Origin of the sequence: Bacillus sp. EKM206B, assembly GCF_011066015.1 — a bacterium.
GTDB classification, from domain to species: Bacteria; Bacillota; Bacilli; order Bacillales; family Bacillaceae; genus Bacillus; species Bacillus velezensis.
Genome location: NZ_JAAMNL010000003.1, coordinates 184,089 through 206,767 on the forward strand (window position 1 = coordinate 184,089; position 22,679 = coordinate 206,767).

General features: G+C 42.6%; 22 protein-coding genes and 2 pseudogenes. 6 read left to right on the forward strand and 18 right to left on the reverse strand.

Features of this window, described 5'->3' with window-relative positions:
• Positions 1–11: 11 nt before the first annotated feature.
• Complete coding sequence (locus G9F50_RS06905; RefSeq protein ID WP_063094710.1) at positions 12–743, reverse strand: SGNH/GDSL hydrolase family protein; 732 nt, start codon at positions 741–743, stop codon at positions 12–14.
• Positions 744–812: 69 nt separating this feature from the next.
• Entirely contained in the window at positions 813–1,547 is a 735-nt protein-coding gene (locus G9F50_RS06910; protein WP_007612700.1) for a polysaccharide deacetylase family protein, read from the reverse strand.
• A 236-nt stretch (positions 1,548–1,783) separates the two neighbouring features.
• Between G9F50_RS06910 and G9F50_RS06915 the strand changes: the two genes are divergently transcribed.
• Positions 1,784–2,410 (forward strand): TVP38/TMEM64 family protein, encoded by a 627-nt coding sequence (locus G9F50_RS06915; protein ID WP_012118035.1) that lies wholly within the window; start codon positions 1,784–1,786, stop codon positions 2,408–2,410.
• Between the two features lie 15 nt (positions 2,411–2,425).
• On the opposite strand, the gene G9F50_RS06920 is transcribed toward G9F50_RS06915, so the two are convergent.
• Both G9F50_RS06920 and G9F50_RS06925 read right to left on the reverse strand, forming a co-directional pair.
• The gene (locus tag G9F50_RS06920; protein WP_165406527.1) at positions 2,426–2,848 is read right to left on the reverse strand and encodes a GNAT family N-acetyltransferase; all 423 of its coding nucleotides are present in this window, start codon (positions 2,846–2,848) and stop codon (positions 2,426–2,428) included.
• Positions 2,814–4,070 carry an MFS transporter gene (locus G9F50_RS06925; RefSeq protein ID WP_069007155.1) on the reverse strand — a complete coding sequence of 419 codons (1,257 nt, stop codon included), beginning with the start codon at positions 4,068–4,070 and terminating at the stop codon, positions 2,814–2,816. The genes G9F50_RS06920 and G9F50_RS06925 overlap by 35 nt, the downstream gene beginning before the upstream one ends.
• A gap of 456 nt (positions 4,071–4,526) precedes the next feature.
• Here G9F50_RS06925 and sigK point away from each other — a divergent pair, with 456 nt between their 5' ends.
• The 4 genes from sigK (at position 4,527) to G9F50_RS06945 (ending at position 8,597) form a co-directional block, all read left to right on the forward strand.
• A complete protein-coding gene (gene sigK, locus G9F50_RS06930; RefSeq protein WP_020956104.1) occupies positions 4,527–5,252 on the forward strand; it encodes an RNA polymerase sporulation sigma factor SigK in 726 nt (241 codons plus the stop codon).
• A 451-nt stretch (positions 5,253–5,703) separates the two neighbouring features.
• Positions 5,704–6,546 (forward strand): sialate O-acetylesterase, encoded by an 843-nt coding sequence (locus G9F50_RS06935; RefSeq protein ID WP_165406539.1) that lies wholly within the window; start codon positions 5,704–5,706, stop codon positions 6,544–6,546.
• Entirely contained in the window at positions 6,543–7,070 is a 528-nt protein-coding gene (locus G9F50_RS06940) for a PadR family transcriptional regulator (protein ID WP_060562644.1), read from the forward strand. The genes G9F50_RS06935 and G9F50_RS06940 overlap by 4 nt, the downstream gene beginning before the upstream one ends.
• Positions 7,071–7,724: 654 nt before the next feature.
• Positions 7,725–8,597: an AraC family transcriptional regulator gene (locus tag G9F50_RS06945; protein WP_060562645.1), complete on the forward strand. Its 873-nt coding sequence runs from the start codon at positions 7,725–7,727 to the stop codon at positions 8,595–8,597.
• 211 nt (positions 8,598–8,808) lie between these two features.
• Here G9F50_RS06945 and G9F50_RS06950 read toward each other — a convergent pair.
• The 9 genes and pseudogenes from G9F50_RS06950 to G9F50_RS06990 all read right to left on the reverse strand — a co-directional run.
• Positions 8,809–9,428 (reverse strand): annotated as a pseudogene (locus G9F50_RS06950) (isocitrate/isopropylmalate family dehydrogenase); the annotation flags it as partial.
• A gap of 264 nt (positions 9,429–9,692) precedes the next feature.
• A complete protein-coding gene (locus G9F50_RS06955; protein WP_060562647.1) occupies positions 9,693–10,229 on the reverse strand; it encodes an ATP-binding protein in 537 nt (178 codons plus the stop codon).
• Between the two features lie 164 nt (positions 10,230–10,393).
• Positions 10,394–10,612, reverse strand: coding sequence for a hypothetical protein (locus G9F50_RS06960; protein ID WP_060562648.1), 219 nt, complete (start codon positions 10,610–10,612; stop codon positions 10,394–10,396).
• Positions 10,613–10,775: 163 nt separating this feature from the next.
• A pseudogene (locus G9F50_RS06965) lies at positions 10,776–11,171 on the reverse strand (tetracycline resistance MFS efflux pump); the annotation flags it as partial.
• A gap of 129 nt (positions 11,172–11,300) precedes the next feature.
• Positions 11,301–11,822, reverse strand: a complete 522-nt coding sequence (gene satA, locus G9F50_RS06970; RefSeq protein WP_060562650.1) for a streptothricin N-acetyltransferase SatA — start codon at positions 11,820–11,822, stop codon at positions 11,301–11,303.
• A gap of 157 nt (positions 11,823–11,979) precedes the next feature.
• Positions 11,980–12,480 (reverse strand): DinB family protein, encoded by a 501-nt coding sequence (locus G9F50_RS06975; RefSeq protein ID WP_025285028.1) that lies wholly within the window; start codon positions 12,478–12,480, stop codon positions 11,980–11,982.
• A 216-nt stretch (positions 12,481–12,696) separates the two neighbouring features.
• The gene (locus tag G9F50_RS06980; protein ID WP_309251735.1) at positions 12,697–13,050 is read right to left on the reverse strand and encodes a DUF2651 family protein; all 354 of its coding nucleotides are present in this window, start codon (positions 13,048–13,050) and stop codon (positions 12,697–12,699) included.
• Between the two features lie 152 nt (positions 13,051–13,202).
• Entirely contained in the window at positions 13,203–14,006 is an 804-nt protein-coding gene (locus G9F50_RS06985) for an HAD-IIB family hydrolase (protein WP_060562651.1), read from the reverse strand.
• A 32-nt stretch (positions 14,007–14,038) separates the two neighbouring features.
• Positions 14,039–14,851 carry a Cof-type HAD-IIB family hydrolase gene (locus tag G9F50_RS06990; protein WP_060562652.1) on the reverse strand — a complete coding sequence of 271 codons (813 nt, stop codon included), beginning with the start codon at positions 14,849–14,851 and terminating at the stop codon, positions 14,039–14,041.
• Between the two features lie 236 nt (positions 14,852–15,087).
• Here G9F50_RS06990 and G9F50_RS06995 point away from each other — a divergent pair, with 236 nt between their 5' ends.
• Positions 15,088–15,813, forward strand: coding sequence for a MurR/RpiR family transcriptional regulator (locus G9F50_RS06995; RefSeq protein WP_015417885.1), 726 nt, complete (start codon positions 15,088–15,090; stop codon positions 15,811–15,813).
• Between the two features lie 94 nt (positions 15,814–15,907).
• On the opposite strand, the gene manA is transcribed toward G9F50_RS06995, so the two are convergent.
• The 5 genes from manA to ybaK form a co-directional block, all read right to left on the reverse strand.
• Entirely contained in the window at positions 15,908–16,882 is a 975-nt protein-coding gene (gene manA, locus G9F50_RS07000; protein ID WP_060562653.1) for a mannose-6-phosphate isomerase, class I, read from the reverse strand.
• A gap of 14 nt (positions 16,883–16,896) precedes the next feature.
• Positions 16,897–18,855 (reverse strand): fructose-specific PTS transporter subunit EIIC, encoded by a 1,959-nt coding sequence (locus G9F50_RS07005; RefSeq protein ID WP_060562654.1) that lies wholly within the window; start codon positions 18,853–18,855, stop codon positions 16,897–16,899.
• Between the two features lie 152 nt (positions 18,856–19,007).
• Positions 19,008–20,960 carry a mannose transport/utilization transcriptional regulator ManR gene (gene manR, locus G9F50_RS07010; protein WP_165417699.1) on the reverse strand — a complete coding sequence of 651 codons (1,953 nt, stop codon included), beginning with the start codon at positions 20,958–20,960 and terminating at the stop codon, positions 19,008–19,010.
• 229 nt (positions 20,961–21,189) lie between these two features.
• A complete protein-coding gene (locus G9F50_RS07015) occupies positions 21,190–22,107 on the reverse strand; it encodes an MBL fold metallo-hydrolase (RefSeq protein ID WP_060562656.1) in 918 nt (305 codons plus the stop codon).
• 44 nt (positions 22,108–22,151) lie between these two features.
• Positions 22,152–22,634: a Cys-tRNA(Pro) deacylase gene (gene ybaK / locus G9F50_RS07020; protein ID WP_012118054.1), complete on the reverse strand. Its 483-nt coding sequence runs from the start codon at positions 22,632–22,634 to the stop codon at positions 22,152–22,154.
• Positions 22,635–22,679 lie beyond the last annotated feature (45 nt).

Consider the following 22,679-nt stretch of genomic DNA (forward strand, 5'->3'; position numbering starts at 1 on the left):
AGCTGACGGCGTCAGCGTTCCAAAACCCGCCCATTTTTTATGCCTTCAATTAAGATTCTGGCGCCTTTTGGCGTCATATGATTTCCGGAGGGATCTATCAGTCCGGATTGAATCAGCGCCCGGTCTGTATCTTTGCCGCCGTCCGCGCGTATAAAGTGTTTCCAGTTATCCACCAGCGGCACTTTCAACTCAGCTGCAACCTGCCTCGTAACGCCGTTATAGGAATTATGCCATTTTCTCGCGCCGCCTTTTTCTTTAAAGGCTGAGGCTTTATATCTCGAATAGTAATAGAGATGATGCGTTCCGTTTCCTTCTATAACAGGGATGCACGTCATTAAAATCGGCTTTATGCCGTGATTTCTGCTTTCGTTTATGAAATAAGTCAGGTTTTCTTCAAACCGTTTCTTTGATACCCGCGGCTGATCGCCCGTCAAAATGCCCGCATCATTTGTTCCGAACATGATAAATAAATATTGGGGCTTACGTTCCAGCACGTCGCTTTGAAAGCGCAGGCGCGCATCCTCAGTCGTCTGGCCGCCTATTCCCGCATTTATAACCGTAAGACGGCCGCGTTCCGCTGTTTTTAAAATGTTTACCCACTGCTGCGCCTTCGGATAATCACGATAATCCCAGTTGGAACCGCGCGTATTGCTGTCGCCGAACGCGACAACACTTTTTTCTTTGCCCGCGGCGCATCCTGATAACAGACAGATTATCGTAATAAAAAGAACAGCAAACTTCATTTTCTCTCCCCCCAAACCTTACCTTCAATGGTACACATCTCTTTGGCGGCTTTCAACGCGGCGCTCTCTTTACTGGATATGAAAAGGGCCGGAATCCTGTCCGATTAAATCCGAAACCTTAACAAACGTGTAGCCCTGCTTTTTCAGCTTGGGAATGATTTCTTTCAAAGCCTCAACCGTCTGGCGCCGGTTTCCTCCGCCGTCATGCAGAAGAACGATATCTCCATCTCTGGCATGTGAAACAACGTGCCTGACGATTTTTCCTTTCCCGGGCCTTTTCCAGTCCCTCGGGTCTTGGTTCCATGACCACATGATGATATGATAGCCCTCTTTTAAGATGCTTTTGAAAGCCGTATGATTCAGCGACCCTCCCGGCGGGCGGAATAACTTGTCCCCTTCCGGCTGCAGCGATGTGATATGATGCGCTGAGCTGTGAAGCTCTTGTAAAATGTCTTTGCGTTTCAGACGGTGAAAATAAACATGGTTCATCGTATGGTTGCCGATTTCATGCCCTTCTTCAACGATGCGTTTTGCCGTTATGGGGTATTTGTCTATACGGCTCCCGACACAAAAAAAGGTTGCTTTAACATTGTGCTGTTTCAGCACGTCTAACACAGCCTCCGTATAGACAGGATGAGGGCCGTCATCGAAGGTTAAAGATAGTTTCTTTTTTTCAGACCTTATATCCCAGTACACATTTCCCGTCTTCTCCATGTCACTTCTTTTTAAAGATTTCGCATCGGCGGACACGGCAGTGAGACTCGTGAGGACGCATATCATGATGATCAGATGAAAGCATCTCAACGTTTACACCTCCAGTAAACACTACTGTTAACGTGTCCCCTTTTATAAAAAATCATTCTCTGCATCAAATGATGCACATCACCCGCTTCCCGCTTGTTTTTGTCCAAACGCGGGTGCCAGCCGTTTCTCATCAAACGGCAAATGCTGATAAATCAAATACGCTTATCGGACAGCTTATTTTAATAGAAGGAGATAGTTTTGTGCTGTATACTAATTGAAAAGAGGTGAACGTGCAGATGATAAAAAAGGGATTCAGTCTTGCCGTCATCATTGCTGTCGTGATGATCGGCTTTATGCAAAAAGATGTCTGGCTCAGCATGATTCGCGCGGGCGGCATGTACGCTGTGCTTATGAGTATCCTTCTGGTCGCAGCTGACGTATTTTTTCCGATTGTTCCATTCGCCATTATCGCGGCCTTAAACGGAGCGGTTTTCGGGATTGTAAACGGGGTGTGGATTACATTGTCAGGCGCGATGCTCGGAACAATGGCATTGTTTTTTCTCGTCCGGTACGGATTCAGAGACTGGGCCAGAAAAAAGCTGCTGGCTTACCCGGCAGCGGCCCAATATGAAGATTCATTTCATCAGCACGCGTTTACGGCGGTGCTTTTCGGGCGGCTGATTCCGATTATACCGTCGCTTGCCATGAATACCGTCTGCGGGCTGAGTAATATCCGATGGCCGATCTTTTTTTCTGCGTCGGTGCTCGGCAAAATTCCGAACATTGTGATCGTGACCGTCGCAGGCGCTTCATTTACAAGCAACAAACTGCTGTCTTTCGGGATTTACGGAATGTATATGCTCGTCTTAATGGCGGTCATTTATAAGAAGTTTCCCGGCCTTTTAAAAACAACGAAAAAATGAAGCGCGTACCGCCCCCTATTCATGCGGTACGGCTCCTCTCATTCTGAGAACTTTTCCGTTACATTCTGAACCGATCACTTCCATGTTTTTCTTTCTGTAAAATGACAGAGCCGCTCTGAAAAACTGCCTCACGTATTGATGCAGTTTCGTTCCGCAACCCCTTCCCCTCTGCTGCTCAGTCATATAGTAAAGGTGCACATAACCGATTTTTTGGCTGCGGTAAAATTTGATGGAAGCTTCAAGCTGTCCGATCGGCTGCCCGTTATGAAAAAGCGGCATAAAACCGTCGGGAAAGCATTTGATTTGGGATGACAGCCACCTGAGATATTCATCCTTATTAAAATGATCCGCCGTGCCAAAGCTGACGAAAAACGAATCCTCACGAAATGAAACGGCCGTCTCTTTATGTTTGTTTAAATTGATCCGCTTGAAATACATCAGGAGTCCTCCTTTTTGCGGCCGCAAATAAGAACGAGCATAAAACGGCTGCCAACGCCAGCATAACAGCAGCGCCTGCGATGACGATGCCGCGGACGGAAGAACTGACAGAAGCCGCTCCGAATACCGCCGTTACTACTATAACGAAGACGGCTTCGATTAATGAATAAAAGCTCCCCACTCTCCCCATGATGTCCACCGGAACATTCTTTTGATAAAACGTCAGAAAGCCTGTATTGGCAAACGCCAGAAAAAAAGCGAGAAGGAAAAATCCGAAAGCAGCCGTCCAAAAAACGTCAGAAAACGCATAAATCATATATCCGGCCGCTGTGAATAAAGAGCCCATTCCCATCAATAAAGAAGCCGGCATTTTTTTATTAAAGAACACATTGACAAGCGCCCCCGCAATAATGCCTGCCCCTGAGACACTGACGAGAAAACCGTAATCGGCATCAGTCAGCTGAAGAACCTCTTTTGCAAAAGCGGCTTCAAGCGAATCAAGCGCGGATGGCATAACGGTCATGACCAGACTGAATAAAAAATAAATGATCATGACGTTTCGCGCCGTTCGGCTGAAGCGATAGACGAGCTTCCAATCTTCTTTGCACACTGCCAAAGAAAGCTTCTGTCTGGGAGAATGTACGTGAGGCTCATTTTCAAGGTTCGGCAGCATCATCGTGATGAAACCGGACAGCACTAAAGCCCCCGCATTCACCCAAATCGCAAAAATCGGCGTGCCGGCGATAAAAAGCAGCCCGGCCGCAGCCGGCCCGAGGAGAAAAGCCCCTGATTCCGACAAAGCCCTTAGTGAATTGAATCGTTTTCTCCTTTCAGCCGGAATAAGCATCGTCACATACGCCATGGAACACGGACGAAACATCGCATTGGCCATTTGAATCAAAAACACGATACAATAAACGGAAAACAAAGACCGTACAGTAAACATCAGCGGCAGAACGGCAATGAATGCAGCCCGGATGAAATCAAGCGACATCATCATATTCCGTTTGTTACACCGGTCGATGATGCTGCCCGCCCACCCATTTGTCATCAAAACAGCCGCAGGCCTGATTAAATAAAGGATGGAAACCGCAAAAGCAGACCCCGTTTCTTTTAAAACAATAAGATTAAGAGACAAAAAATAAATCCATTCACCAATATTTGCTATCCCGATTCCGGTTAACAGAAGCATCGGGTACCGCCAAGACTTCAGGTTTTTCATCTTATCCCTCCCTTAAAAATAAAAAACGCCCTCAAGACAATAAAGTCTTGAGGACGGGAAACAGCCCGCTATGCCACCTCAATTCGGTTTGGTGCCGGCCTAAGCCGGGTACAAAGCTTACTCGGTAACAGGAGTATCCGCCGCATCATCCTCGTGTTGCATGATTCCGATGCGAAGCTAAGAGGTTTGTTTCAACACATCCATTCATACTCCTTCACAGCTCCCGGAGCTCTCTGTCATGAATGATATCTGTCTACTCGTCTCTTCAGCGCTTTTCGGTTATATTGTTTTCACCCTTACTTTTTTTAACAATATACAGGCTCAATCAGCAAAAATCAAGAGGCTGTAAGAAATAAAACCTGCCTTTGATTAATTTCCCTGTACAGACACAAACAGCCTGACTGCCACATACAGTTACATATAGGCTTTTGCCTACATAACTTTGTGGAGGTGAGGATGGTGACAGGTGTTTTTGCAGCGCTCGGGTTTATTGTGAAAGAACTCGTGTTTTTAGTATCATACGTGAAAAATAATGCCTTTCCACAACCGCTCTCAAATAGTGAGGAGAAAAAATACTTAGACCTTATGGCTGAAGGAGATGAACACGCCCGCAACATGCTGATCGAACACAATCTCCGTTTAGTCGCCCATATTGTGAAAAAATTCGAAAACACGGGAGAGGACGCAGAAGATCTGATCTCCATCGGTACAATCGGGCTGATCAAAGGAATTGAAAGCTACTCAGCCGGAAAAGGCACGAAGCTTGCCACATATGCTGCACGATGTATTGAAAATGAGATTTTAATGCATCTGCGCGCATTGAAAAAAACGAAAAAAGACGTCTCCCTTCATGATCCGATCGGCCAGGATAAAGAAGGGAATGAAATAAGCCTGATCGATGTCCTCAAGTCGGAAAGCGAAGATGTGATCGACACCATTCAGCTCAACATGGAACTTGAAAAGGTCAAAAAATATATCGATATTTTAGACGACCGCGAAAAAGAAGTCATCGTCGGCCGCTTCGGGCTTGATTTAAAAAAAGAAAAAACGCAGCGCGAGATCGCAAAGGAGCTCGGCATTTCAAGGAGTTATGTGTCGCGGATTGAAAAACGCGCATTGATGAAGATGTTTCATGAGTTTTACCGGGCGGAAAAGGAGAAGCGGAAGAAGAAGGGAAAGTGAGCAAAAAGCCGGATCTGACATTCCGGCTTTTTCTGCATTTTAGGACATTGCTCTTCAAGTATAACTTCAGGATTTAAAAATAAAACATAACAAATGAATAGAATTGGTACAATCGTTAACCTTTTTAATAATTTTTTATTGATATTTAACCCCTTCAACACAGCCCCCCTTTATACCCCCCCATCATTGAATGTATTTCCTATGAAAAATGATTTTGAACCTCATAGGAACCCTTACATCACAGGGTTTTTGTTGTTTTTTCATTGTTTATCAAGACCTAAAGCAAAAGAACTTGCTAATTCTCAAATACATCCACCAAATGTTCAATGTTAGTTTGTTTTTCATACATACTAATAATAAAAATAAAACCTAGTTGAAACTTTACAAGACAAGCTGAATGGACTATAGTCTAATTAGACTAAAATATTGATGTAAAGAAGTGAAAAATGAGATGATAAAGTCTTTTTTAATGTTGGGGCAGTCGAATATGGCGGGCCGTGGATTTTTGAATGAAGTAGACCCTATCTATAATGAAAAAATAAAAATGCTGCGCAATGGACAGTGGAAGATGATGACAGAGCCGATTAATTATGATCGTCCGGTTTCCGGCGTTGGCCTGGCGGCATCTTTTGCAGATGCATGGTCGAAAGCTCATCCCGATGAAGAAATTGGCTTGATCCCTTGTGCGGAAGGCGGCAGTTCATTGAATGACTGGCATCCGGAAGGCATCCTTTTTCAGCATGCTTTGTCCGAAGCCCGCTTCGCCCTCCGATCCAGTCAAATTTGTGGAATCCTTTGGCATCAAGGTGAGAGTGACAGTTATCGTTCGCTGCATGAAACTTATTACGAGAAATTAACTCTTATCATCGGGACGCTAAGAAACGAGTTGGAATTAGATGAGGTACCGTTGATTATTGGAGGGCTTGGTGACTTTCTTGGGAAGACCGGTTTTGGACAGCACGCGACTGAATTTCGACAGGTTAATGAACAATTGCTGCGTTTTGCTGATGAACAAGAGAATTGTTATTTTGTTACTGCGGCGGGTTTGACTGCGAATCCTGATGGCATTCATTTAGACGCAGCTTCACAACGCAAATTCGGTTACCGCTATTTCGAGGCTTTTTCGAAAAAGTATCATATCCTGAAACCCATTTCGGGAGAGGAGCAATCACTGAAAGTGAATGGTGACTATTCTAAAACAGAACAGATTTACCTTCATAGTATGGATTTGGCTTCGGGTAAAATCACGTACGCGGAATTTGAGAAGCGGATGGCGAAGGTGATGAAACCATGATTCCCTTACTTATCCTTGGCTTGCTCATCCAAAACCCCGGAGCTCACGGCTATGAACTTCTGGCCTTAATGGAAAAACGTCATTACAAGTACATCGTTAACTTCACGAAAGGTTCATTTTATTACAATCTGCAGCAACTTGAAGAAAAGTGTTTGATTGAACAGATTCAGCAGAAACCCTCAACCGGCGGGCGTGAAATCCGTAACTTTAAAGTCACAGATTCGGGAAGGGCAGAATTCGAAAAATTAATGCTCAAATACGGCACCAAATCGGAATATGTGAACCTGCAATTTTATGGGGCGTTACTCTTTGCCGATGAATTCGACAAAAATAAATTACTGGATCTGATCCAATCACAAATCGATCAGACTAAAACTCGAATCGAGCTCCTTGATGAATACCTGTCCATCACTCAAGAAATTCCCGGCACAATCAATTACTTTCGCCGTATGAACGAAAATTCCCGTTCACATCACTTGGTTAATTTAGAGTGGTTCGAAAAATTGAAAGCAGAAATAGTGTGAACTATTGCATAATAAAAAATGCAATGTTACATATATCAGAATATTAGTTACCTACATATAAAACCTGTGTCGCAGATATCGAGTAACACCATTGATACAGGTTTTATACTCCTTCTTTAATTAAACCAGTATAGGGTTGTCAACACTTGCCCCCAACAAAAGCAAGTGAGTCTGCTGCGTGTTCTTCTTTTTCAATCCGTATGAATAACCGCTTTTTACACCTATTTAGTATTCAAGTAAGTCAACTGATTTTTCTCCTTCTTCCGCTAAACTGTTGCTTTCGTCGAATAAGAAAAAGTGATCTCCCTTAAGGAAGAATCACTTCCTCTAATTGAACAAGCAGTGAAGGTGAACACCGTTCTCGACATAACTAAAATTTTTTATCTACCTCTGCGTAAGCAACTTTCAATTGATTGATAGTAAACCCCTCCAACAAGAAAACTCCGGATTTTTCTATTTTTTTCAATATAAAACAATGATAACTTTCTTTCATCTTATGCAACCCCAAGCAGTTATGAGGTGTTTTCTTTATCTGTACAAATACAGGTGAATCACTTAATTTATTACATATAAGTTATCCTGCAAAACTGTGCACGAAATGTCGGGCAGATACATTTCGCTCCTGTTATTCTTTTGGTAAAGGAGGTCAAATAAATGGATTCGCTTAAAAGGATGAACAGCGCATTAACGTATATTGAAGAAAACCTCACGAACGATATTGATTTTAAAGAAGCAGCAAGGCTTGCTTTCTGCTCTGAATATCATTTTAAAAGGATGTTTTCCTTCCTTACAGGTATTTCATTATCGGAATATATTCGTCGCAGACGTCTTACTCTTGCAGCTTTTGAACTTAAAGACAGCAGCGTAAAGGTGATTGATATGGCCATAAAATACGGTTATCACTCACCAGATTCTTTCGCACGAGCATTTCAAAATCTGCATGGCATAAGACCATCAGAAGCTAAACATAATGGCCATTCACTTAAAGCTTATCCGCGAATGACCTTCCAGTTATCAATCAAAGGAGGAAATGAAATGAACTATCGCATTGAAGAAAAAGAGGCATTTCGCATCGTCGGCATTAAAAAAAGAGTACCTATTTTGTTCAAAGGCGTGAATCCTGACATTGCATCGATGTGGGAAAGTTTAGATGCAGCAGCAATCAATCAACTAAAAGAGCTTTCTAATGTAGCACCTGTAGGACTCATTAGTGCATCCACGAACTTTTCTGAAGGCCGGACAGAGGAAAACGGAGAGCTTGATCACTATATTGGCGCAGCCACAACGAAACATTGCCCAAATCACCTATCACAGCTTGAAGTCCCTGCCTCAACGTGGGCTGTATTCGAAGCAGCCGGATCATTTCCGGATGCACTGCAGGAAGTATGGGGGCGGATTTATTCCGAATGGTTTCCATCGTCACATTATGAACAAATTGAAGGCCCAGAAATCCTGTGGAATGAGCATAAAGATGTAACATCGCCATCTTTTAAAAGTGAAATTTGGATACCCATTTCAAAAAAGTAATATATCTTACAATGAAATTAGAGGAATTGAAAGTTTTAAGGAAGGGGGCTCATCCCTTCCTCTTTAAGTTACTAACCCGATCTGCAGCATTATTGATGCCATTAATCTACGAATTGAGTTTTTTAATGAGCAGAGCCGTTCTTACTGAAAATCTAAATTGAGGTGTCCTATTGCGTTTTGATGATCTGCTTCTCACCTCTTATTTTCCGCCTTAACGTCCGATCCTTTCTGCAATTGCTTCTGCAAAGTCGGACGTTGATGATTGACTGCCAGGATCTCCCATTTTGATTCCTGCCTTCACGGTTTCCCGAAGTGAGTTTTCTATTAATTCCGCTGCTTCTTTCAGCTTTTTATCACGATACTGTGTACTGAGCCATTCAAACAACATAGCAGTTGAAAGTATAATACCGATAGGATTCGCAATATTTTCCCCTGCAATGTCAGGTGCCGAACCGTGAGCAGCCTGGGCCATTGCCTGCTTTCCCATTTGTATTAATTGACAGTGCAAGCCCCAAGCTGCCGACGAACTAAATGTACCGTCATTGCATGATAATCATCCACTTCAGGGTATTGTTCCGCCACTTCTCGGCACGTATTCAAAAAGAGTCCCGAGCCAAGTAACCTTCTTACGGCGTTCCATCGCACTTTGAAAGGCTGCATGCGCAATACGTATAATCGCCTTTTTAGTGAATACTCCAGTCAATACAGCCACTTCCGGGGTTACCTGCCATACATATTTCGGCCAGCGTAAAAGCCTTCCGTATTTTCACGGAAAATGACCAAATTAGCTTTCCCTGCAATACTTTTCATTCCAGGTATTGTCTTTGCCGGCGGCAATGGCTTTTCACTCAATCGTAACCAGCTTAAACGCTGGCTGGACAGGTTTCAGGGTGTATCTATTCATTGGAGTTCCGTCTCTTGCAACTTAACCAAAAACTTCCTCACGAAGAACAAATCACTTCTCTATTGTGGGATACTGCCGAAAATAAATCACTTCACAACAGAGAAACTGAAAGCGGTATAAAAAAACAGCTCCGTTAAAATGGCCGGAACTGTCTTTGAATTTTGGTTTTTCAGTTATCTCCATCCGTTAGTTTAATTAGAATTCAGATAATCCAAGACACGATCAACTCTTTCATTGACTGAGTAATCTCCTTCAATTTTTAGCAATGGACAAGATAAATCTGCCATCCAATGTTCGTGTAAAGCTTTGCTTCTAACTTCCATTCCAGCATTATCATATAAAGAAGCCCACTCTAAAAATGTTTTTGATTGTTCATATTTACTGCCGCCGGCTAACACTTCGTTTCCATAACGCTGAAATTCCCTATGCCTTAATCTCTCAAGCCGTATATCTTGCGGAATCCATAAGAAGATGACAAGGTCAAAGTAACTTTTTAGATCATCGCCCCAGCCGCACACCGCGCCAGAAAGAATCCATTTCTCATTTATTGTCAAGTCTTTTTCAAGCAACTTTCTTCTTTCAGGAATTTCTCTTTTCTTAGTGAATTTGTCTGACCAATAGTAATCATCAGTATCAAGATGCGTATGAGGCAAATGCTTTGATAATGCAACACCCAATGTTGAAGTTCCGACTCCGGAGGCTCCCAGTATGTGAATATTTTTTTTCATAGTTCCCTCTCCTTATAAAGCAACGAAACTCCCTGTCCGCTGCACAAGGTTCTTACTATTATTTTAACATAAATCCCCAAAAACCTTTACTTTGCCAGGGAAATCCAAATGCGTGTTAAAACCATACTGCTTACGAACATCATGGTCATTTTCAAACAGAATGATTAACTTTCTCTCCGGCCTATTTTAATATCCTCATACACTTTCTCAAAAGTCTCGATTGGCAGTGAAAACTTGGTTATTTTCTCGTTACGATAATTGATCATGATCTCAATTTGATTATTTTTTTGTTCAAACTCAATAAGTGCATTCTCCCATTTATCTCTGATTGAAATGATACAATTTCCATTTTTCTTTTCCTTTTTCTTATAAATGTAATTCACTTTAACTCCCCTTTCATTGATCGACAAAAGGTTTCGGGAATAAGGAAGCTCCTCAAAAAAAGGATCAAAACTTTTATCAAGTTTGATCCTTTTCCCTTTTTAGTCATTTCTTTGCGAACGTTTATAGACATTCATGTTTACCAGCCAGCTCATAACGATGATTCCTCAAACTGCCAGATACCATTGTAGATATAACCGTTTTTGTGAAGGAGATCCCCCCAAAAACAAAAACGATGATAACGGTCATGAGCCGAGGTGTCGCATCTATGAAAAAGGCAGCGATTAAAAAACTGGAAGACATCAATGCAATCCCAATGGTCAGCACATATAAAGAACCTTTCCGATCAACAAGCCATCCTCCAATGTAACCGAAGATGATGACGCTCATCGTTCCGGGAAACATAATCCCGCTTCCAATTGCCGCAGTACTTAAATGGTGAACATCTTTCATCATATAAGGAACCATAGAAACAAATCCTGCAGCAGTGCCGAATATCAGGCCTCCGCAAAGGACGCCAATCATAAACAAGACATTTTTCCCCAGTGCAGGGTCAACAAAGGATTTCGCACTTCATACATAACTCCCCCTGCATTGATTGATATACCTTATTATAAATCCTCAAGCCGATGTTTTGAATACTTCGCGACACACACCCGCTAAATGATGAAACATCAAATACTGTTATATTTAAAATTTACAGTACCAAAAAACCGCAATTTCATTTGCTGTTGAAAAATTGGAATAAAGCATTGTATCGACCGCTCCTATGACAAAGTTATTTTTGGCATAAAAATGACAAGCTGAAACATTAATATCTTGTGTTTCAAGCATAAGACCGCATAAATGATTCTCCTTTGCCCACTCAACCGCTTTATGCAATAAAGCCGTCCCGACACCATTTTTTCTATAATCTTCTGCAACGGCAATGTCTTCAATCAATGCGTATCCATTCCAATTAGAACGAAGCTTACTCCGGCCGACACAGTCGTTCTCTGCGTAATAAAAAAAGACAACTTTATCCTCTTCTTCAATATAACTGACATCAATGTCTTCATCGTCATATTTTTTGACATAAGGTTCAGCAAATTTCTCCTCTGTATATGTCCAAACATTGTCCTCAAATGAAGGGATGATTCTCCCTGAAACAACGAAAGGTTCGTTTGGTTTATTGAAGTCTTTCATATTGAATCGCGTCATTTTAGTTATCATCATAATCACCTTTCTGCATTTATTGACCTTAATTTACATCTTTTGAACTGTTGATTCGTCTGCATGTCATGGATACCGGTTTAATAACTCTAAAAAACAAAAAAGATACCAACATCGATTGGTATCATCTATTCATTCGAGCCCTTACAACAATATCCTATTTCGGAGCTTCCAAACCGAATTTAATCCATTCCTCTTTTGCCGGACCGTAAATACCCGGAACAGGTAAACCTGCTTGTCTCATAAGGACAGTCATTTGTCCTCGATGATGGTTTTGATGTTGAATTAAAAACATCAAAAGTGAACCATTTGGCAATTGCTGACCAATAAAGTTGACACATTCTTGAAGTGTATCGTCAGTCCATTGCGTTTTTAACGCCTGTACAAATGCATTACTGGCTTGATGATAACTCTCAGCAATAAACCGCGCCGATGCAGGAACAGGATGATCTTCAGCCGGAGCGTGAAACGTTAAATCTGTGTTTGAGGTAATGATGTGAATGGCAGCGACAGTATGCCATGCAATACGGCCTAAAGTCCAATGTTGTGAGGTGATTTCTTGTTTAAGTGATTCATCAGTCAGATGATTCAGCAGTTTTTGTGTCGCATCGGCTTCGAAATCCCAAGATTTCAAAAAATGGTCTAAGGTTTGAAACATAAAAATCCTCCTTATCCTTTTTTGTTTTTCTATGTATCTACAGTTCAATTATAGTGCTCCGTTTAGTTAAAAAAGAACAAAACGATAGACAGACATTTTTAACAGAAAGCCCGATCTGACAACAACAGACAAAATATAAGAACATAACGGATAACTCTATACTTCTTTTCCTCAATCGACAAAAAAAGGATAGCTGTTCAAACAGGATTCTTCTGTCTAATATTTTCTCTTTGCAAAAGTCCATATCGTCTTAGTGATTGAACCGGAGACAAAACAGCTCCCCGTCATCATAGCCACCCAAATGAAAAATGTCGGTTCGGCACCTATTACAATAAACATGAATATCAAGGACAAAATGAAGACAATAACAACCATTATCCATACTTTTTTAAAGATGAAATATCCTAAAATCCCTAACAGAAAAGAAGCTGCCGGAAGAAAAATAAGAATGATATACGCGGGGCTCAACAGCGGGCTCATACAAACACCTCCCAATTTCAAAACGAGGCAGTTCCTGCTTTTTGTCTGATATGAAGTGATTTTTTTCATCTTGATATTACACCGCTTCATTCATTTTATACATATTATACCAATACCATCGAGTCAAATATAGATATTTATTCATTTTTAACATACTTTAGGAAAATCAGGAGTGAATTAAAGTCTGAGGATAGCCCGCTTTTTCTATCCCTAGTAAGTCCTGCCGCATTGATTTTAGCCCATCATTGTTTTTGTAGCGCTAATATTCTCATAATCGTGTGCATGACGCTGCTTCCCTCATTTGATTTGATGACAAAGTGCGCTGCATCTTTTATTTCGTCAATGGCATTCTTAACCGCAAAGCTGTAGGATGCCGCTTCCATCAATTCTTTGTCATTGCGGCCGTCTCCGAACGCCATTGTTTCATCAGCCGAAACCCCTAATAATCGCTGCAATTCTTGTACTGTTGTTCCTTTATGTATTCCGATATTTGCTATGTCCATCCAGGTATCCTCTGATGCTACGATATATAATTGGTGAAAAAATTCATGCAGCTTTTCTCTCGTTTCCGGACAGTTGGCGTCGGGGTCATGAACCGTAATCTTGATAAAATCGTCTTTTATCTCAGTAAAATCAGTTATTTTCGTTACATGTGCATAAGAGGCATTTACATATTTCATTTCACTTTCAGACAGATTTTCTTTTACGATCGCGCCATTTTTTGTGCATGCGATAATGCTATGCCCGCAGCTGATTTTTTCTAAAGCGCCTATAATTGACAGTCCCGCTTCATTGCTGATCAAAGATTCATATACGAACTTGCCGTTCTTTTTTATACGTGTGGCACTGTCTCCTAAAATCCAAAAATCGTTCGCGTCTTCTCCGAATAAGGCTTCCACCCTTTCACACTGCTTCCCGGTGCAGATGGCGAAAGCGACATGCTGTTCCTCCATTACTCGTTTTGTCTTTTCAAATAACGTTCTGTCAAAATCGCCTTGATTATTTAAAAATGTACCGTCTAAATCCGTAATCACTAATTTAATCATCGTTCAGCACCTCCGCAGTTAAAACGTCTTTTTCAGACAAAGGGTTTTTCACATTTGAGGATGGAATCAATCGCATTTAAGACCCCTTCTTCATTGTTTGATTGCGTGATATACGCGGCAGCCTGTTTAATGCTTTCCTGCGCATTATCCATGGCGACCCCGTATTTCACGGCGGACACCATCTCCAGATCATTGCCGCTGTCTCCGAAGGCCGCACACTCTTCATCACCCATCCCCCATTGTTTCTGGAGAAGCTTAATCCCGCTTGCTTTATGAAGCCCCGGTATGATCAGATCTATGTCACCGTGCCCGCTTGATACAGGCGTAACGAAAGACCCGATTGCGTTTTTTAAATGGCTCAGAAGTGCGGAACAATGTTCGGCGGGAAAGCTGATGGAAAATTTCAAAATGTCATCATCGATGTTTTCAAAATGCGGCACCCTTTTTAACACATAATAATACTTACTGGCATGCAGATATTCATCTTCACCGGCATTTTCATGAATATACGCGCTTTTTTTTCCGCAGACAATGACGTTATTCACCTCATACTGCTCTAAAGCACGGATCACTGCTTTTATAGTGTCTTCAGACATGTTACCCGCGAATAATTCTTCTCCGGCATTCACGACGAAAGCGCCATTCTCAGCAACGAAAGCGATTTCACTTTTGATTTCCGGAAAGAAGGATGTAAGCTGCGCATATTGGTTTCCGCTTGCTACGGCAAATTTAATCCCCCGCGATTTTAATTCACGATACTGATTCATAAAACGCTCTTTATTATATGCCATTTCATCATTCAAAAACGTTCCGTCCATATCAACCGCTATCAGTTTGATACTCATATTGTCCTCCTTTTTTCGGCCGCTTTTGTCAGAGACCCTTGAAGAGATCATGCATAAAGCGTATGAACGAATTATATCCGCAGTTGTTTTGCGCCGTAAATCATTGGCTGACGTCTTGTTTTGAATGACACAAAAAGTGATTTGTCACATAAATATAACACTATGTTTCTTTTAAAAATGATATGTTACGATTAGATGTACATTCACCATTCTCATAAAAAGGAGAATCCCCCTGCATGTTCACACACGAAATGATTGCTTCATTTAACGAGCTTGAAACTTCTTTATACAACTACATCTCCCAAAATAGCGAGAAAGTCGTCTATATGCGAATCCGTGAATTGGCAAATGAAACCCATGTATCTACGGCTTCTATTTTACGTTTCTGCAAAAAAATAAACTGTGAAGGGTTTTCGGAGTTTAAGGTGAAGCTGAAAATGTATACGGAGGCAAATAAAAAAACGATTTTAAAGAGTCCCCATCATTCCGTTGCCGAATTTTTTGAAAGAACAGTAAGCGGAGGGATGGAAGAAAAGCTGAAGGAAGCAGCAGCCCTTGCGGCCGATGCAGAAAGTGTCATTTTTATCGGAGTGGGAAGTTCAGGAATTCTCGCCGAATACGGGGCCAGATATTTTTCGTGCTTAGGGAAACTTTCAATGTATATTAAAGATCCTTACTTTCCGGCCCATTCCCATTTCCGTCATAACAGCATCACAATCGCATTATCGGTTTCAGGTGAAGGAGATTCTACGGTGACTCATCTGAATCAGCTGAAACAAGAAGGCAGCCGGGTCATCAGTATTACAAATCATAAACATTCAACCATTGCCAAAATGGCCGATGTGAATATTTCATATTACGTGACGGAAGAATGGGTTGAAAATGCGAATATCACCACCCAAATCCCCGCTATGTACATACTTGAATCAATGGCTCGGGAGATATACAAATTGAGAGAATAAATTCAGGAACGAACCACTGATACGCTGGAAATTTCGGTATTTTTGCAAAAGTGATGAGAAACCCTTCTCTGATGCTAGAGAAGGGTTTTGAGGATCACAGATGAGACACAATACAATTTGCATGGCCCGCCAGTTTATATTCTCCCAAACCGGAAGGCAGGAGAATATGATCTCCTTTTCTAAAGGGATATTCATGTCCGCCTGCAATCATTATTCCGTCTCCTTCGATCACGCTGACAAGAAGGAAGGGATGATGCTGGAATAGATTTGCTTCACCTTTTACAACCCACTTTTCGACTGAAAAATAAGGACATTCTATTAAAACAGCTGCCAGCAGATCATCTGTTTGTTTATATTGAACGGTCGGCCGTTCACGGACAGAGGGAACGGTCGGCCGTTCACGGACAGAGGGAACGTCTATCACTTCTATACTTTTTTCCAAATGGAGCTCGCGCAGCCTGCCGTCCGCATCTTTTCTTCCGTAATCATACAATCTGTAAGTCGTATCTGAATTTTGCTGCGTCTCTAAAATAAGTGTGCCCTTTCCAATCGCGTGAACGGTGCCGCTTGGGACAAAGAAGAAATCTCCCGGCTTTACCTTAACTCTGTTCAGGAGCCCGTCCCATTCTCCGCGCTCAATCATGGATATCAGTTCTTCTTTTGTTGTTGCGTTGTGGCCGAAAATGATCTCCGCATCTTTTTCACAATCAATGATATACCAGCATTCGGTTTTTCCAAGTTCCCCGTTTTCATGCATTTTGGCAAAGTCATCATTCGGATGCACCTGAACGGACAGGTCTTGGTCCGCATCCAAAATTTTTGTAAGAAGAGGAAAACGGTCTCCTTCAAGGTTTCCGAATAAATCTCTGTGATGCTCCCACAATTCACCGAGCGTACATCCTTTATACATGCCGTTTCGAACTGTGCTCTGTCCATTTTGATGAGCGGCGAAGGCCCAGCACTCCCCTGTCCGCTCGGACGGAATATTATAGTGAAAATCACGCAGGGCGGCGCCTCCCCAAATTCTCTCTTTGAAAACCGGATTGAAAAATATCGGTTCAGTAGACATGATCATCCCCCGCTTTATTCGATTTCTTCCAGAAGCTCATACGCCTCTTCTTTTGTCTGAACGGAGAGCAGCCTTTCCCGATAGCTGTCATCCATCAGTTTTCGGGATAACATCTGCAATATTTTCAGATGCTGATTTCCGCCGCTTTCCTTCGGTACGGCAATCATAAAAATCAGTTTTGCATCAGAACCATCAAGGCTGTTCCAGTCAACACCCGAACGCCTTATTCCGAATGCGACACCCGGCGTTTTGACGGTTTCAGACTTTCCGTGCGGAATGGCGATATTCATACCTATCGCCGTGGTTCCCTGCTGTTCCCGGCTCAAAATGGCCTGCTTAAATCCGCTGTCAGACAGCAGCATACCTTTACGGGACATTTTCTCGATCATTTCGTCGATAATGTCATCCCTCGTTTCGCCGGATAAATGCGGTTCAATCAAGTCCGTACTGATAATGTCAGTCAGTTTTTTGATTTCGGTCATCCCGGCTTTTCGGCTGTCAGCCTGAGATGGTTCCTTTGTTTCTTTTGCCGCTGCAGCTTCATTTGGTGCGGCAGACGGCAGCACCTCGCCGGGCGCGGGGGATTTCGCCATATCTTTCTTCAGTACATTAACCAACAGAGCGGTGACAAGAGAGCCTGCTGTTACAGCGATAAAAAACATCAGTACATGATCTACTGCTCCAAGTACAGCAACGATGGGTCCGCCGTGTGCCACTCTGTCCCCCACATGGCCGATCATCGCTATCACCGAGCCGGTCATAGAACCCGCCATAATACTCGGGATCACACGAAGGGGGTCTTGGGCCGCAAATGGAATGGCTCCTTCCGTGATACCGAAAAGGCCCATCGTAAATGATGCTTTTCCCATTTCTCTTTCTGCGGCGGCGAATTTTCTTTTTCCTAAAAACGTTGCAATCCCAAGCCCTATCGGCGGTATACAAATGGAAACGGCAATCGGGCCCATGATTTCATAATTTCCTTCTCCGATCATTGCCGATCCGAAAAGAAAGGCCACCTTGTTTACGGGTCCTCCCATATCAAAGGAGATCATCGCTCCTAAAATCAATGCCAGAAGAATTGAGCTCGAACCTTTCATTCCCGCAAGCCAAACCGTTAATGATGCGAAAATATGAGCGACGGGGGCGCCGATCAGAAAGACAAACGCCAAACCGACGATCAGTGAGGCAAACACCGGAATAATAATAATCGGCATAATCGGCTGTATTGCTTTAGGAACTTTACATTTTTTGATTCCAAGCGCCGCATACCCCGCCAAAAATCCCGCAATGATTCCTCCAAGAAATCCTGCGCCGCTTGCACTGTCGTAAAAGCTGCCGGATGCCGCTATATATCCGCCGATCATTCCGGGGACAAGACCCGGCTTATCAGCGATGCTGAACGCGATGTACCCGGCTAAAATCGGGATCATGAATGAAAAAGAAGCACTGCCGATCTGTTCAATCGTTTTCCAAAAAGACTCGTCCGGAATGACTAACCCCTTTGGTGTTTTTTCTCCTCCAAGCGTCAATGCAACCGCTATCAATAATCCGCCGACGACAATGAAAGGAACCATAAAAGAAACGCCGTTCATTAAATGACGGTAAATCGGGTTTTGTTTTTTGCCCTGCTGACTTGCGGATTCAGCTTTTGAAGCAGATTGATAGACCGGCACTTCACCGCTAAGCGCTTTTTGAATTAATTCTTCCGGTTTGCGGATGCCTTCCTGAACCCCGACAGCCAGCAGCTTTTTTCCCGCGAATCGGTCTTTGTTCACCGAGCGGTCCGCCGCGATAATGATTGCGTCTGCTTCCCGGATTTCCTCTTCGGTCAGCCTATTTTCCACCCCGATTCCGCCCTGGGTTTCCACTTTGATCTCAACGCCTAATCTGCCGGCTGCTTTTTGTAAATTTTCAGCAGCCATATACGTATGGGCAATGCCGTTCGGACATGATGTAATCGCTAACAGTTTCATATAAATCCTCCTTTGCAGTCTGAATTTCAAGATCTTGTCTCAACTTTATACTGAAATCAGCCTGTGATAAGCGCGTTTTTTTACCATAAGTTCCGGAAATAACGGCATTTTTCCCTATAAACAGAAAAAAAGCAGGAAGCCATTCCCTGCTTTTAATAGTTTAAATACGATAAAAACGTCATCACATTTTTTTCTTCCGTCAGTTTTTGAATAAATGCCGGCTGCTCGCTAAGATAGGAAAGCTCACTGAATAATTGCTTTACCTTGTTTTGATCTTCGTGTTTGACAGCAAGCATAAAAACGAGCGACACCTTTTCTGTCCCCCATTCAATCGGCTCTTTTAAGGTGGCGATTGCAATGGCTGATTGTTTGATATATTTAGAGTTCGCGTGAGGGATGGCAATACCCGCCCCGATATTTGTCGCCGACATTTTTTCTCTCATTACTGCATGAATGCCATACTCTTTTTCTACATAGCCTTTTTCATACAAAGCCTGCGCCAGCTTTTCAATGACCTGATAACGGTGCTCTGTCTCTTGCTGTAAAAAAACGAGAAACGGAGTCGTATCGTTCAGCATTTTAAACGTTTTTTGCTCCCGGCGATGTGATAAATCAAGCTGTTGCAGAAATGCGCTGAGCTTCTTTTCATCAGCAGACTCCAAAAGCGGTGATACGACAATATGAGGGATCGTTACATTTCCAAGCCCTATCGTAGAAATGACGAAATCTATATCTTTATGCTTTTTGATATACTCTGTCAGCTCCGCTTTTGCGATACAGTCTTTTACCGTAATGTGATGAAATTTGCGTTCAATTTTAGTCCGCAGCAATTGCGACATGCCAATGCCCATATGGCAGACGATGATCGTCCTTTTAGGGTTATGACTGTTTCGGCGCAGCCGTTCGATCGCTGCCTGAAAATGCAGCGTCAAATAGGCCGCCTCTTCTTCAGGAATATAAAGATCAAATGTTTGATTGATGTCTTCTAAAACGTCTATGATAAGATGAAACAAATAAGGGTACATTTTCTTGATGTCGTGAAGCATGGGGTTTGAAACAGAGAGATCATAGCTCAGCCGCTTCAACACCGGATCGAGATGAATGTTCAATCCATTGATCAGTTCCTGGTCTTTATGAAAATCCAGCATTTGCAGTTCTGAAACACGATTGATCAAATGCCTGACGACTTTGGAAAGCTCAGAATCTTCAAGATCAAGCTTCTTTTCTTGCTGCGATGGATAGCGGACTTTCCCGCCTATTATATGTAAAGTTAAATAGACGGCTTCTTCCTCGGGAAACCGGATGGCAAATACCGGCTCAAGCCGTTTTAAAGAAGCCAGTGTCCATTCATATTCTTTCTTCTTTTTTACCGCCTCCAGCTGTCTTACAGAGATGGCGACCGCCTGTTTCATTTTGATACGGCGGATGGTCAGCAATGTATGCAGCAGCAAATTTTCAAATGTTTCATCCGTAAAATAGATAGAATGGTTTTTTTGTAATAACTTGATTTCTTTTCTCACAAAGTCCGCTTCATGACTTAAAAACTTACTTTTTATAAATCGGCTTGTAAACTCCGCATTATCAATCAAATCTGAAATTCGCGCCAATGCTTTTCTTTTGTTTTTTTCGTCCCCTTCAATCTTTAAGCCGAGCCGCTGTTTAGAAACCAGTGTGAGATCAAATCGCTTCAGCCACTCTTCAACCGTACTAATATCCTTTTTAATGGAAGCTCTGTTTACAAAATGCTGTGCGGCAATTTCTTTTGCGGAAACGGGCTTTGAATTCATTAATAAATCGTAAGCGATGTGAAGTATTCTTTCTTCATCGGTCTTGTGCCTGCATGTAAAGTGCTCATTATAAATGTGCCGGCTTAACCGTGACCTTTCCTGTTCAGATATATGTAAATAGACGCCTAATCCCGGTTTGCGGATCAGCTGAGCTTGAGCATGTTCATTCAGGAAATCTTCAATCGTTTTCAAATCATTCCTGATCGTTTTTTCAGAACAGCGGACCCTGTCTGCGAAATCTTGCACAACTAAGTAGTCATCAGGTTCAGATAACAACAGATACAAAATCTTTTTCTGCCTTGAATTCATGTATTTCATCTGTTTTTCTATCCTTCCTGTCCGTTTCTGCTGGAGCAATTGTGATAGGTTAAATATACTGCGCATACGAAACCGTTTTCATTTTATAGTGAAACAAAAGAGTAAAAAGTTTTGTTTTTTACCGCAGGTTCCGGAAAAATCATGTTTTATACAGAGACAATTCACCTTTGATTGACGTCAAAACACCAACCGTTTTTAAACGATTGGTGTCGGCAGCGAAAACCTGCTGTTACAGCCAAAATGTTTCGCCAAGCGCTAATGCTTTCAGGTTTTCAGGAGGTAATGCAAGCCGGTCCCACTCGCCGTGCAGTCTGCTTAATGCTTCCGGGCCTGTATCATCAGCAAGCCGGAATGCCCCGTAATGCATGGGAATGAAGCTGTCAGCCTTCAGCTCCAAAAACGCTTTCACGGCGTCTTCCGGATTGATATGTGACACTTGCATAAACCATTCCGGTTCGTATGCTCCGATCGGCACCAGAGCCGCCTTAATACGAAACCTCTCTCCGATTTCTTTAAAGCCTTCAAAATAGCCTGTATCTCCTGCAAAATAGATGGACTCGCCGTTTTTGCTTTCTATGACCCAGCCTCCCCAATGAGAGGTATCGGTATCCCAAAGCGTTCTCCGTGTCCAGTGCTGGGCCGGAACAAATGATATGTTCACCCCCCGCATCTCAAAACGATCCCACCAATTCATTTCATGAACGTTTTTGCGGCCTTTTTTGTTGAACAGCTTTTTCAATCCCGCAGGCACGTAAAAATCCGGGTTTCCTCTCAGTTTTTTTATACTCGGAAAATCAAGATGATCATAATGCCCGTGTGAAATGAGCACGGCATCAATGTCGGGCAGTTCGCTCAATTCATATCCCGGCTCTGTCAGCCGTTTTTGAAAACCCATCCTCCGCGCCCATACAGGGTCGGTCATTATGTTAAGCCCCTGTATTTGGATCAGAAATGAAGAATGGCCGACCCAAGTTATGGCGGTTTCCGTCCGATTGACAGCAACATCACGGACATCCCTTGTGACCGCTTTCGGAATGTTCTCGCTTAAGTCTTTACTTTTTTCTCTTCGTTCTTTCATCCATTTCCACATGTCTCTGAATCCATGTTCATTCTTCACGCCATTCAAGTTTTCATATCTTTTTTTCATTATCATTCTCCCTTGACACGTGTTCCATTAGATTCATCGGACATTTATACAATGTCTGTAAATACCGCCCCGCTTGCTTCGGCTAAATCTTGAGGCGCTGCTTTCAGCTGCATTCCGATTTTCCCCGCACTGACAATCATAAACTCCAGTGTTTCAGCGGATCTATCAATAAAAGTCGGAAACCTTTTTTTCATGCCGATCGGAGAGCAGCCGCCGCGCATATAGCCGGTTACTCCCAAAAGGTCCTTCATGGCAATCATTTCTATTTTCTTCTCACCTGCCGCCTTCGCAGCTTTTTTCAGATTCAGTTCTTTTGCAACGGGAACGACAAAGACGTAATAACGATCAGTACCTGCAGATGCCACTAAGGTTTTATAAACATATTCGGCAGCGTATCCGATTTTTTGTGAAACGGAAAGACCGTCTGCGGGCTGTCCCCCTTCTGTTTTGTAACCTAATAGCTCATAGGGAATGTTTTGCTGCTCAATGATACGGACAGCATTTGTTTTCACTGTTTTTTTCGCCATGGTTTTCCTCCGTTTTTGTATTTCTTTCTGCTTTATTTTCAACTT

What these genes read in the sequence shown, in the direction of transcription:
- G9F50_RS06905 (WP_063094710.1), bottom strand. Translation starts at nt 743, where the DNA reads ATGAAGTTTGCTGTTCTTTTTATTACGATAATCTGTCTGTTATCAGGA.
- G9F50_RS06915 (WP_012118035.1), top strand. Translation starts at nt 1,784, where the DNA reads ATGATAAAAAAGGGATTCAGTCTTGCCGTCATCATTGCTGTCGTGATG.
- G9F50_RS06920 (WP_165406527.1), bottom strand. Translation starts at nt 2,848, where the DNA reads ATGTATTTCAAGCGGATCAATTTAAACAAACATAAAGAGACGGCCGTT.
- G9F50_RS06925 (WP_069007155.1), bottom strand. Translation starts at nt 4,070, where the DNA reads ATGAAAAACCTGAAGTCTTGGCGGTACCCGATGCTTCTGTTAACCGGA.
- sigK (WP_020956104.1), top strand. Translation starts at nt 4,527, where the DNA reads ATGGTGACAGGTGTTTTTGCAGCGCTCGGGTTTATTGTGAAAGAACTC.
- G9F50_RS06935 (WP_165406539.1), top strand. Translation starts at nt 5,704, where the DNA reads ATGATAAAGTCTTTTTTAATGTTGGGGCAGTCGAATATGGCGGGCCGT.
- G9F50_RS06940 (WP_060562644.1), top strand. Translation starts at nt 6,543, where the DNA reads ATGATTCCCTTACTTATCCTTGGCTTGCTCATCCAAAACCCCGGAGCT.
- G9F50_RS06945 (WP_060562645.1), top strand. Translation starts at nt 7,725, where the DNA reads ATGGATTCGCTTAAAAGGATGAACAGCGCATTAACGTATATTGAAGAA.
- G9F50_RS06955 (WP_060562647.1), bottom strand. Translation starts at nt 10,229, where the DNA reads ATGAAAAAAAATATTCACATACTGGGAGCCTCCGGAGTCGGAACTTCA.
- satA (WP_060562650.1), bottom strand. Translation starts at nt 11,822, where the DNA reads ATGATAACTAAAATGACGCGATTCAATATGAAAGACTTCAATAAACCA.
- G9F50_RS06975 (WP_025285028.1), bottom strand. Translation starts at nt 12,480, where the DNA reads ATGTTTCAAACCTTAGACCATTTTTTGAAATCTTGGGATTTCGAAGCC.
- G9F50_RS06980 (WP_309251735.1), bottom strand. Translation starts at nt 13,050, where the DNA reads ATGAAGCGGTGTAATATCAAGATGAAAAAAATCACTTCATATCAGACA.
- G9F50_RS06985 (WP_060562651.1), bottom strand. Translation starts at nt 14,006, where the DNA reads ATGATTAAATTAGTGATTACGGATTTAGACGGTACATTTTTAAATAAT.
- G9F50_RS06990 (WP_060562652.1), bottom strand. Translation starts at nt 14,851, where the DNA reads ATGAGTATCAAACTGATAGCGGTTGATATGGACGGAACGTTTTTGAAT.
- G9F50_RS06995 (WP_015417885.1), top strand. Translation starts at nt 15,088, where the DNA reads ATGTTCACACACGAAATGATTGCTTCATTTAACGAGCTTGAAACTTCT.
- manA (WP_060562653.1), bottom strand. Translation starts at nt 16,882, where the DNA reads ATGTCTACTGAACCGATATTTTTCAATCCGGTTTTCAAAGAGAGAATT.
- G9F50_RS07005 (WP_060562654.1), bottom strand. Translation starts at nt 18,855, where the DNA reads ATGAAACTGTTAGCGATTACATCATGTCCGAACGGCATTGCCCATACG.
- manR (WP_165417699.1), bottom strand. Translation starts at nt 20,960, where the DNA reads ATGAAATACATGAATTCAAGGCAGAAAAAGATTTTGTATCTGTTGTTA.
- G9F50_RS07015 (WP_060562656.1), bottom strand. Translation starts at nt 22,107, where the DNA reads ATGAAAAAAAGATATGAAAACTTGAATGGCGTGAAGAATGAACATGGA.
- ybaK (WP_012118054.1), bottom strand. Translation starts at nt 22,634, where the DNA reads ATGGCGAAAAAAACAGTGAAAACAAATGCTGTCCGTATCATTGAGCAG.